This window comes from Streptosporangium amethystogenes subsp. fukuiense (assembly GCF_042665875.1).
GTDB lineage: Bacteria > Actinomycetota > Actinomycetes > Streptosporangiales > Streptosporangiaceae > Streptosporangium > Streptosporangium fukuiense.
In genome coordinates, this window is the sequence record NZ_JBHTEE010000001.1 from 10,060,062 (window position 1) to 10,069,583 (window position 9,522).

At 66.1% G+C, this 9,522-nt stretch carries 13 protein-coding genes and 1 tRNA gene; 10 read left to right on the top strand and 4 right to left on the bottom strand.

Annotated features, from left to right (window positions below; translation table 11 throughout):
- Positions 1-86: 86 nt before the first annotated feature.
- Entirely contained in the window at positions 87-2,834 is a 2,748-nt protein-coding gene (aceE, locus tag ACFQVD_RS44650) for a pyruvate dehydrogenase (acetyl-transferring), homodimeric type (protein WP_343967719.1), read from the bottom strand.
- Positions 2,835-3,313: 479 nt separating this feature from the next.
- Here aceE and ACFQVD_RS44655 point away from each other — a divergent pair, with 479 nt between their 5' ends.
- The 8 genes from ACFQVD_RS44655 (at position 3,314) to ACFQVD_RS44690 (ending at position 7,347) form a co-directional block, all read left to right on the top strand.
- On the top strand, positions 3,314-3,721 hold the full coding sequence (locus tag ACFQVD_RS44655; RefSeq protein WP_343967721.1) for a secondary thiamine-phosphate synthase enzyme YjbQ: 408 nt from the start codon (positions 3,314-3,316) through the stop codon (positions 3,719-3,721).
- A gap of 123 nt (positions 3,722-3,844) precedes the next feature.
- Entirely contained in the window at positions 3,845-4,273 is a 429-nt protein-coding gene (locus tag ACFQVD_RS44660; RefSeq protein ID WP_030920118.1) for a DUF3052 domain-containing protein, read from the top strand.
- A gap of 82 nt (positions 4,274-4,355) precedes the next feature.
- The gene (locus tag ACFQVD_RS44665) at positions 4,356-4,814 is read left to right on the top strand and encodes a peroxiredoxin (protein ID WP_343967724.1); all 459 of its coding nucleotides are present in this window, start codon (positions 4,356-4,358) and stop codon (positions 4,812-4,814) included.
- Positions 4,815-4,876: 62 nt separating this feature from the next.
- The gene (locus ACFQVD_RS44670) at positions 4,877-5,188 is read left to right on the top strand and encodes a hypothetical protein (RefSeq protein ID WP_343967726.1); all 312 of its coding nucleotides are present in this window, start codon (positions 4,877-4,879) and stop codon (positions 5,186-5,188) included.
- A gap of 206 nt (positions 5,189-5,394) precedes the next feature.
- Entirely contained in the window at positions 5,395-6,351 is a 957-nt protein-coding gene (locus ACFQVD_RS44675) for an ROK family protein (RefSeq protein WP_343967728.1), read from the top strand.
- A 33-nt stretch (positions 6,352-6,384) separates the two neighbouring features.
- Positions 6,385-6,456, top strand: a tRNA-Val gene (locus ACFQVD_RS44680).
- 217 nt (positions 6,457-6,673) lie between these two features.
- Entirely contained in the window at positions 6,674-7,039 is a 366-nt protein-coding gene (locus ACFQVD_RS44685; RefSeq protein ID WP_343967730.1) for a type II toxin-antitoxin system RelE/ParE family toxin, read from the top strand.
- Complete coding sequence (locus ACFQVD_RS44690; protein ID WP_343967732.1) at positions 7,039-7,347, top strand: helix-turn-helix domain-containing protein; 309 nt, start codon at positions 7,039-7,041, stop codon at positions 7,345-7,347. Before ACFQVD_RS44685 ends, ACFQVD_RS44690 begins: the two co-directional genes overlap by 1 nt.
- A gap of 426 nt (positions 7,348-7,773) precedes the next feature.
- On the opposite strand, the gene ACFQVD_RS44695 is transcribed toward ACFQVD_RS44690, so the two are convergent.
- The 3 genes from ACFQVD_RS44695 to ACFQVD_RS44705 are packed head-to-tail and all read right to left on the bottom strand — an operon-like array spanning position 7,774 to position 8,689.
- On the bottom strand, positions 7,774-7,947 hold the full coding sequence (locus tag ACFQVD_RS44695) for a hypothetical protein (RefSeq protein ID WP_343967734.1): 174 nt from the start codon (positions 7,945-7,947) through the stop codon (positions 7,774-7,776).
- Positions 7,944-8,300, bottom strand: a complete 357-nt coding sequence (locus tag ACFQVD_RS44700; RefSeq protein ID WP_343967736.1) for a hypothetical protein — start codon at positions 8,298-8,300, stop codon at positions 7,944-7,946. The genes ACFQVD_RS44695 and ACFQVD_RS44700 overlap by 4 nt, the downstream gene beginning before the upstream one ends.
- Complete coding sequence (locus tag ACFQVD_RS44705) at positions 8,297-8,689, bottom strand: hypothetical protein (RefSeq protein ID WP_343967738.1); 393 nt, start codon at positions 8,687-8,689, stop codon at positions 8,297-8,299. Before ACFQVD_RS44705 ends, ACFQVD_RS44700 begins: the two co-directional genes overlap by 4 nt.
- Before the next feature lie 108 nt (positions 8,690-8,797).
- On the opposite strand from ACFQVD_RS44705, the gene ACFQVD_RS44710 reads away from it, so the two are divergent.
- Positions 8,798-9,022, top strand: coding sequence for a type II toxin-antitoxin system RelE/ParE family toxin (locus ACFQVD_RS44710; protein ID WP_386274048.1), 225 nt, complete (start codon positions 8,798-8,800; stop codon positions 9,020-9,022).
- Positions 9,019-9,357, top strand: a complete 339-nt coding sequence (locus tag ACFQVD_RS44715; protein ID WP_343967741.1) for a helix-turn-helix domain-containing protein — start codon at positions 9,019-9,021, stop codon at positions 9,355-9,357. The genes ACFQVD_RS44710 and ACFQVD_RS44715 overlap by 4 nt, the downstream gene beginning before the upstream one ends.
- Positions 9,358-9,522 lie beyond the last annotated feature (165 nt).

Below are 9,522 nucleotides of genomic sequence, written 5' to 3' on the forward strand. Positions count from 1 at the left end.
TCCCCCTGGGAATCGTTCGCCGGGGGAAGCGATTCCACCCTAACCGGGCGGGCCCCCATGGAAAAGGAGAACCCGCCCGGAAAGGATCACACGCCCATGGACTGGGTGTCGTTGCTCTCGGCGCCCCCGGCCTCGGTCACGCCGTTCTTCAGGTGGTACATGGAGATGGCGTCGCCCAGTACCTCGGGGTCGAGCTCACCGCGCTCGACCAGCCGGGTGAGCACGGCCAGGGTGATCGAGGCCGCGTCCACGTGGAAGTGGCGGCGCAGCGCCGACCGGGTGTCCGACAGGCCGAAGCCGTCGGTGCCGAGCGAGCTCCAGTCACCGGGAACCCACTGGGCGATCTGGTCCTGTACCGCCCGCATGTAGTCGCTCACGCCCACGAACGGCCCCTGGGCCTTCGACAGCGCCTGCGTGACGTACGGCACGCGCTTGTCCGCCTCGGGGTTGAGCAGGTTGTGCTCCTCGGCGGCGAGCGCCTCGCGGCGCAGCTCCGTCCAGGAGGTGGCCGACCAGACCTCGGCCGCCACGCCCCAGTCCTCGGCCAGCATCCGCTGGGCCTCCACGGCCCACGGCCCGGCCACGCCGGACGCCAGGATGTTGGCCTTCGGGCCCGAGACGGCCGGAGCAGGGGCGAACCTGTACAGGCCCTTGAGCAGGCCCGCCACGTCCAGGTCCGCGGGCTCGGCGGGCTGGAGGTAGGGCTCGTTGTAGACGGTCAGGTAGTAGAAGATGTTCTCCGGCTGCTCGCCGTACATCCTCCGCAGGCCGTCCTTGACGATGTGGGCCACCTCGAACCCCCACGACGGGTCGTACGAGACCGCCGCCGGGTTCGTCGAGGCGATCAGCGGGGTGTGGCCGTCCTCGTGCTGCAGGCCCTCGCCGTTCAGCGTGGTGCGGCCGGCGGTGGCGCCGAGCAGGAAGCCACGGCCCATCTGGTCGGCGAACTGCCACATCTGGTCGGCGGTGCGCTGCCAGCCGAACATCGAGTAGAAGATGTAGATCGGGATCATGTGCTCGCCGTGCGTGGCGTACGACGAGCCGACCGCGATCGTGGAGGCCATCGAGCCCGACTCGCTGATGCCCTCGTGCAGGATCTGGCCCTCGGTCGACTCCTTGTACGACAGCAGCAGCTCGCGGTCGACCGCCTCGTAGGTCTGACCGTGCGGCGAGTAGATCTTCGCCGTCGGGAAGATCGCGTCGAGGCCGAAGGTGCGCGCCTCGTCAGGGATGATCGGCACGAACCGGTGGCCGATCTCCTTGTCGCGCATGAGGTCCTTGAGCAGGCGGACGAACGCCATGGTGGTGGCGACGTTCTGCTTGCCGGAGCCCTTCTTCAGCTGCGCGTACGCGGCGTCGCCGGGAAGCTTGACCGGCTTGGCCCGCATCACGCGCTTGGGCAGGAAACCGCCCAGGGCCGCGCGCCGCTCCTTCATGTACTGGATCTCGGGGTCGTTCTCGCCCGGGTGGAAGTACGGGGGGAGGTCGGCCTCGAGAGCGGAGTCGGGGATCGGCAGGTAGAGCCGGTCGCGGAACTCCTTCAGGTCGGCCTTGGACAGCTTCTTCATCTGGTGCGTCGCGTTGCGCGCCTCGAAGTCCTTGCCGAGGGTCCAGCCCTTGATGGTCTGGGCGAGGATGACGGTCGGCTGGCCGACGTGCTCGCGGGCCGACTTGTAGGCCGCGTACACCTTGCGGTAGTCGTGGCCACCGCGCGACAGCTTGCGGATGTCCTCGTCCGACAGGTGCTCGACCATCTTGCGCAGGCGCGGGTCGTCACCGAAGAAGTTCTCGCGGATGTACTCGCCGGTCTCGACGGAGTAGGTCTGGAACTGGCCGTCGGGGACGGTGTTCATCTTGTTGACCAGCACGCCGTCGACGTCGGCCGCCAGCAGCGGATCCCAGTCGCGGCCCCAGACGACCTTGATGACGTTCCAGCCGGCGCCGCGGAAGTAGGACTCCAGCTCCTGGATGATCTTTCCGTTGCCGCGTACCGGGCCGTCGAGACGCTGCAGGTTGCAGTTGATGACGAAGGTGAGGTTGTCGAGCTCCTCACGGGCCGCCAGGCCGATCGCGCCGAGCGACTCGGGCTCGTCCATCTCGCCGTCACCGAGGTAGCACCAGACGTGGCTCCGGCTGGTGTCCTTGATCTTCCGGTTCAGCAGGTAGCGGTTGAACCGGGCCTGGTAGATCGCCCCGATCGGCCCGAGACCCATGGAGACAGTGGGGAACTCCCAGAAGTCGGGCATCAGGCGGGGGTGCGGATAGGAGGGCAGGCCCTTGAAACCGTGCGAGAGCTCCTGGCGGAAGGCGTCGAGCTGGGCCTCGTTGAGGCGGCCCTCAAGGAAGGCGCGGGCGTAGATGCCGGGCGCGGCGTGGCCCTGGAAGAAGACCTGGTCTCCGGACTCGCCGTGGTCCTTGCCGCGGAAGAAGTGGTTGAAACCCACCTCATAGAGCGACGCGGCCGAGGCGTAGGTGGCGATGTGCCCGCCGACGTTGGTGCGGGCGTTGGCCCGGGTCACCATGACCGCCGCGTTCCAGCGCGTGTAGGCGCGAATCCGGCGCTCGACGTACTCGTCGCCCGGGAACCAGGGCTCACGCTCCGGCGGGATGGTGTTGATGTAGTCGGTACTACGCAGGCCGGGCACACCGACCTGGTGCTCGCGGGCCCGTTCCAACAGCCGAAGCATCAGGTAACGAGCACGAGTGCGACCTTCCGTCTTGATGACGTTGTCGAGCGACTCGAGCCACTCCTGGGTCTCACTGGGGTCGACATCAGGAAGCTGGCTGGGTAGGCCGTCGCTGATGATCGAGAAACGCTGGCGTCCGGAAGCCACTGGGTCTCGCCTTCCGAGGATGGACTTTTGTCTGGTGTAGGTCGTCTTCCATCCTGGTCGCTTACCCCGGAAAGTGCATCTCTACTTACCGGTAACCAGGAGATCCCTGCTGGCAGGGGTGCATAAGTGGCCTAGACCACCGATGGTAGGACGAATTGCCGTCAAAGGTTACATCGAGGTTCCCTCTTTTTTACAGGTCCCCTCCCTGTGAATCCGGATCCCGTCGTCTGGCCGGATCCGGAGCCCTCACGAGAGGAGGGCTCCCAGGGCGGGGAGGAGCGACTGAAACCTTGCATATGTGTAACGAGTGGCCCTCCCTCATAGTGCCCTCCGCGCCCCTTTCATACGCCCATGGAGCGCTGGAGCGTCCCGTATAAGGTGATCTACCCGGCACGGGTGCGTGACGGATGGGGCACCTGATGCGCTCCGCGCCGGGTGCGGTCGTCATCGCAGCTCACGATGGATCGTAGGATCGGTATGTGAGATCTCAGACGATCGAGGTGGTAACGGGTTCCCGGGAACGGGTGCACGACATCACCTCCGAGTGCGAGAGCTTCGTCCGGTCATGCGGGGGCGACGGTCTGTTGAACGTCTTCGTGCCCCACGCGACCGCCGGGGTCGCGCTGCTGGAGCTGGGCTCAGGCAGTGACGACGATCTGCTCGCGGCGCTGGAGGCCCTGCTTCCCGCCGATGACAGATGGAGGCATGCGCACGGCTCAAGAGGGCATGGACGGTCGCATGTCATGCCCGCCCTCATTCCGCCGTACGCCACCGTCCCGGTCCTGTCGGGACGGCTCGCGCTGGGAACCTGGCAGTCCATCGCCGTGGTGGATCTCAACGTCGACAATCTGGAACGCCAGGTCCGTTTGTCATTTTTGTCGGACTAATTCATACGTAGCCCAGTCGTTGCCGTGGCGACCGTTGACGACTAAGGGTCACAGCGTGTGGACTGTGCCGAAGCACTTTGAGCACCGTGTGATTGCGGGGCCATCCAAGCAGGAGGGACAAACGTGAGCGCGACCGCGGGTCAGGCCCAGGGCGAACGCGGCCTGGCCGAACGACTCGGCCTCAAGCAGGGTCAGGTGGTGCAGGAAGTCGGATGGGACGAGGACGCTGACGACGATCTGCGCGACTCCGTCGAGGAGCTGACCGGTAACGAGCTGGTCGATGAAGACTTCGAGGACGTCGTCGACGTCGTGCTGCTCTGGTGGCGTGACGGTGACGGTGATCTGTTCGACGCCCTGAGCAGCGTGGTGACCAACCTCACCGATGGTGGCCAGATCTGGCTGCTCACTCCCAAAGCCGGCCGGGACGGGCACGTGGAGCCGAGCGACATCGGGGAAGACGCCACCACTGCGGGTCTCTCGCAGACCAGCAGCATCAGTGCGGCCCCCGACTGGTCGGGGACGCGTCTGGCGACGCCCAAGGCGCGCCGCTAAGGGTCCGCCCTGCCGTACGGCTCGCGTGAGCCGTACGGCAGGATGATGACGCATGCCTCATGCGACGAAAGGAACCCCGGCCATGGCGATCGAGGTGGGTACCCGGGCTCCGGGCTTCGAGCTGAGCGACCAGCACGGCACCCCGGTCAAGCTTTCCGACCACCGGGGCAAAAAGATCGTGCTGATCTTCTATCCTCTCGCGTTCACCGGCGTCTGCGGCGGCGAACTCGACGCCCTCCGCGACGAGTTCATGGCCGACATGCCCGAGGACGTTGAAGTTCTCACCATCTCGGTTGACTCCATCTTCGCTCACCGCGCGTGGGCGGATCAGAAGGGCTACACCTTCCCGCTGCTCTCCGACTTCTGGCCGCACGGACAGGTCGCGCGGGCGTACGGTGTGTTCGATGAGGAGAAGGGCATCGCTGAGCGCGGAACCTTCGTCATCGACGGCGAGGGCGTGGTCCGCTGGCGTGTCGTGAATCCGATTTCACAGGCCCGCGACATCGCCGAGTACCGCAAGGTGCTCGCCGAACTTCCCTAAGCGGTGATCCGGCGACCGCCCGTTCGCGCGGCGCCCGCCGGTCCGACCTCTCGGAGGCGATCATGCCCTGCTTCTCCTGCGGGGCCAGGCAGACCGACCCGATCCGTGGTGCCAGCCCGTGGACGCGCGGGGTGTGCGACGAGACGCAGGTGCTGATCTGCCCGGACTGCCGACGCACCCATGAAGTCGAGCTCGACACGTGCTCCTCATGCGGCTCCGTCGCGCTCATCTGCCGGCTCGGCGAGGTGGAGTGCCGGTCCTGCGGCTCGGTGCGGCTCGCCCGTGCCGACGGCCGGCCGGCCGTCGCCTGCGCCCCGGGCCTGGCCGACGAGGTGGAGGCCGCCCTGGCCAGGGTGCTGCGCCGGGTCCCCTGAGAGGCCGTTTTCGCCCGGGGACTACGCGTACGTGGTGTTCGAGACCGGAACGACGAACACCTCAGGTACCCGTGAGTCGCGTACGAGGCCGTGGCCGGGTTTCCTGTCGGCTCCTCGCCACAGTGGTGGATCTCCCTCATCCGCGCGCGTACGCCGTGCGCTAGGGTCGGGCTCGGTCCCGCTCCTTCGAGCCGCTGGATGGGTGCATGAACTCCTTCGTTGTTGCCCTTGACGTCGGTGGAACGTCGATGAAGGGCGGCCTCGTCACCCGTTCCGGCGAGATCATCCGCACCGACCGCCGCGCGACCCCGCGGGATCGGGGCCCCGCCGTCGTCGTCGCGACGATCCGATCGTTCATCGACGACCTCGCCACCGCGGGCGGCGGCGCCCCCGCGGGTGTCGGACTCGCGGTACCCGGCCTGGTCACCGCGGATGCGGCCCTCTACTCCGCGAACATCGGCTGGAGGGATGTCCCCGCGACGGATTTCGTCCCGCTCGACGTCCCCGTCATGCTCGGCCACGACGTCCGCACCGGAGGCCTCGCGGAGAGCGTCCTCGGTGCCGGTCGCGAGTTCTCCGACTTCCTGTTCCTGCCCATCGGCACCGGCATCGCGGGCGCTGTGATCCTGCACGGCGAGCCGTACGGCGGGACCGCCGGCTGGGGCGGCGAGATCGGCCACATCCCGGTCTTCCCGGAGGGCGAGCCGTGTGCCTGCGGTCAGATCGGCTGCCTGGAGACCTACGCCTCCGCCTCCGCGGTAGCCCGTCGCTACTCCACCCGCGCCACCTCGTCCGCCTCTCCCGTCACCGCCGAGCAGGTCGCAGCCCTGACCGCCTCCGGAGATCCTCTCGCCATGGAGATCTGGGACGAGGCGGTCGAGGCGCTGTCCCTGGCCCTGGCCAGCTACGCGCTCTTGCTGGACCCCTCGGCCATCGTCCTCGGCGGCGGCCTCGCCGAGGCGGGTTCCCTCCTCTCCGTCCCGCTGGCCGAGCGCCTTCAGAAACGCCTCGCCTTCCGCGACGCACCACCTCTGCGTCAGGCCGCTCTCGGCGTGTCGGCCGGCATGCTCGGCGCCGCCCTCCTCGGCTGGCGCGCCGCCGGTTTCGCCGACGCGGGGGTCACCTGGTCTCCCGATGTGCTGAAAACCCCCCGGGTGGCGTAAGGTGTTGTCCCGTCTGTCCAACGGGATTACCCCGGGCGCTTAGCTCAGCGGTAGAGCGCTCGCCTTACAAGCGAGATGTCACTGGTTCGAACCCAGTAGTGCCCACCGCAAGCCCCCCACCTGCGAAAACAGGCGAGGGGCTTTTCTTTTTTGTTGCCAGACCGCCTCGCCGCGTCGCTCAGCTGGTTGTTGCCTCAACACGTGAGCACGCGCTGGTGTCATGCCCCTTGGCGCCTCGGGCGGGGCGAGGTGGCTCTTCGCTCGTTGCTGTTGGCAACGATTCGCTACCCTGAGTGAGGTGAGTGTGTGGAGGGAGTCTCAGGTGCATAAGCCGTATGGCTTTGAGATCGAGCCGGAGGTCCGTGAGTGGCTCGACAACCTGAGCGACAGCGACTTCAAGCGGGTTGACGAGGTAGCTGGTCTACTGGCGGAAAAAGGGGCTGAGCTTGGCGGTCCATGGTCGGACCATCTGGAAGGGTCGGTCTGGGAACTGCGGGTTCGGCTCCGCGATGTTGCAGCTCGGGTGACGTACTGGTGTACTCCGGATAGGAGAATCGTGTTGCTCACGGCTTTCCGCAAGACCAAGCAGCACGATCAACGGCAGATCGACAGGGCGGTCCGGGCGCAGAAGATCTGTGAACGCGATCACCATGGACCGGTGGCCGAGATCTATGAGAGGAAGGTGTGATGACTGGTTATCACACCCGCTGGGTGCGGCCTGAACCTGAGACCGAGGATCCCGAACGGATCATGATCCGTGAAGCGCTGGCTTTTGGTAAGGCGCTGTATGACCGGCGTGGTGCGCTTGGACTGACCGTGGCGGAACTGGCCGAGCGTGCGGGTATGACCGAGGATGAGATCGAGTGCATCGAGGAAGGCGGGACCGCGCCGACGGTCGCCTTGCTGCGGCATCTGGCCGCGGCGCTGAACGCTGACGTCCGTCTCACCTCCGGTCATGATCTGGGGTCGGTCTGGTTCGAGCCTCACGCGGCGTGATCGACGGACACCTGTCGTCCGGCGTGCAAGAATCCCACTTGCTGTCAAAGTGCTGTGGGTACCAAAAACAGCCCTGACGGCAGGACGCGTAGAGAGCGCGAGTTTTGGGTGACCAACTAGGTGACAACGACCCCGGACGGGGGCGGACAACGGTGGACGGTCGTGGACCGTACGCCCAGGTCAGAGCCGGTATCCGCCCTGGTCGCGCCCCTGCTCGGATCGCCTTACAAGCGAGATGTCACTGGTTCGAACCCAGTAGTGCCCACCGCAAGCCCTTCACCTGCGACAACAGGTGAGGGGCTTCTCTTTTTGCTGCCAGACCACCTTGCCGCGTCGCTTAGCCAGATGTCGCCTCAGCCCTTGAGTCGTACGTGAGCCCGGTTTGCATGCGCTGCCTTTGACCTCCGATAGGCAGCAGACCGATATTCAGCCTTCGCTGAAGAGATCTTCCAGGATGAGACGAGCCCGATCAGGGACGGGTTCGTCCGGAAAGATCTCTGCGCACAGCGTGAGGATTTCATCGACCGAGTCAAGGGCGAGGCGCTCGACAAGAGCACGAATGTCGCCGATGTCTCGTCGGCGAGCAGCCAGAACCTTCATCGCGAGAAGATGTTCCGGTGACGCTGCAGAACGCGTAGTCCTGGATGGTCGAAGACTCGTCGAGCCGAGCTGTCTCCGCCGGGAGCGACGTAGGCACTGGCCTGCTCGTTGAGCCACCACGACGGCAGACCGAGCTCGGACGCGACCGCGCGTGCCTCGTCGAGGACGATCCCGTGCGGCTCGAAGACGGCGTCGATGTCACGGGTGGACCGGCGGGCGTCATAAGCCAGGGCCATGGCCGCCCCGCCAAAGATGTAAAGATCGGCGATGACCCCGCGGCGGGCAAGACGATCACCGAGACGTCGGAACGCGTCTTCGATCGCAGTCCGATCGAGCAGCGGGGCGTCGTTCATGCGACTTCCAGTTCCTGGGGGTGGATGAAGACCCCACGGCGGCGGAAGGAAGCCGGTGCATGGACGAATGCGTCGACGCGGGCCGCGGGAGTGTTGAACGGAAACCAGAACCGGTGGAGCTGCCGTGATTCGGTCCAGGGGGGGCCGGCCTGGCCATCCTTCGCGGCAAGATGCTCAGCGAGCGCGGCAAGGAAGACATCCCAGTGGGGATCTCCCATGCTGGAGGGCTCTGGGGACAACAGGTCGAGCCGGACCACAGGTGGCTCATGCCGGTATTCCTCCAGGAATTCGGCGACCAAGCGCCAGCGTGTCTCCTCGTTGGGATGATCGGCCAGCCAGCCCGCGAGCACCGCGATGGAGGCGGCTTGATACTGCTGGACGCGCTTCATGGTTATCACGTTAGCTCAATGCCCGGCGCAAGAGGATCGGTTGGATCAGCCCTGCTCGTTGAGGTGTACCGGCCTACACTCGCGGCTATGAGGGGCAGGTGTGAGTAAGTGTGTCCCTCCGCAGGTCGGCTGCCGGGGCAGGACCTCAAGGAGCTGAGACCTGGATCCAGCGGGCGGAGCGAGGGGCGGCTGCTCTTCGTTTTCGACCCCTGGCGTCAAGCGGTGTTCCTGGTCGCCGGAGACAAGTCCGGTGACTGGAGTGGTTGGTATGACGTGGCGATCAAAACAGCAGAGGCGCGTTTTGCCCGGTACCTCAAAGAGGGGGAGCAATGAGCGATCAGGCGGTGACATGGGAGGAACTGCGTGCTGAGCTTGTCCAGCCCGACGATGAGCAGGAGGTTGCTCAACTCCGCGATGGGCTCGTAGCTCGCCAGCGTGCCTACCAACTCGCTGAAGCCAGACGTAAGCTCGGCCTACGGCAAGAGAATGTCGCTCAGGCGATGGGCGTGTCACAGGCCCGCATCTCACAGATCGAGAGCGGAGTGATCAGCGAAGTGGCCACCCCGGCTGCTTACGTAACGGCGCTCGGAGGTCAGCTCAAGATAGTGGCCGACTTCGGCGACTCGGCCATGGTGCTCGATACGCCTCGCGGTCGCCGTACGGGGTGATCGTGTCCATGATGGATACCGGGCTTCCCGTGTTCTTCTCTCCTTGCGGGCTTTCGCGTTGCTGCCGTGCCGTCCGGCCGTGTTTCGTGGCTGAGTGACCAACTGGGTGTCAACGACCACGGACGGGCCCGGACAACGCTGGACGCTCGTGGACCGTACGCCCAT